A 354-nucleotide genomic window follows, 5' to 3' on the forward strand; every position below is an offset into this window, starting at 1 on the left:
CCCAAGGCCGTTTTCGGCGGCGGCGGCAACGGCAAGCCGGTGGCGGGATCGAGGCGCTTGGCTTTGCTCATCCGCTCGATCAGCTCATCCGAGGGTTGGGACGGAATCTGTTCCTGCTCTTTTTGCCATTGGAACGTGCCATCCCAGGGCGGCAGTTGCGCGGGTGGCAGCGGCACGATCTGGTCGATGTCCGGCACTTTGGGATTGCGGCCGTCGTTTTGATCGATGAATTTGCCGATCAGGTTGTAGCGGCGTGAGCGCTCGGGATCGTTAGGGAGGGCAAGGTAATACAACCCGTTATCGGGAGGGGGGGCTTTGAAGCTTTCTTCAAGAACCATCGCAGAAACGGTATCC

Annotated in this window: 1 protein-coding gene; it reads right to left on the reverse strand. The window is 59.9% G+C overall.

Annotated features, from left to right (window positions below; translation table 11 throughout):
- The coding region (locus tag DWU98_RS22385) for a DUF6396 domain-containing protein (RefSeq protein WP_230474987.1) at nucleotides 1–354 on the reverse strand (354 nt) is incomplete at both ends.

The organism is Dyella monticola, from assembly GCF_003363155.1.
In the GTDB taxonomy this organism is placed as follows: Bacteria; Pseudomonadota; Gammaproteobacteria; order Xanthomonadales; family Rhodanobacteraceae; genus Dyella_B; species Dyella_B monticola.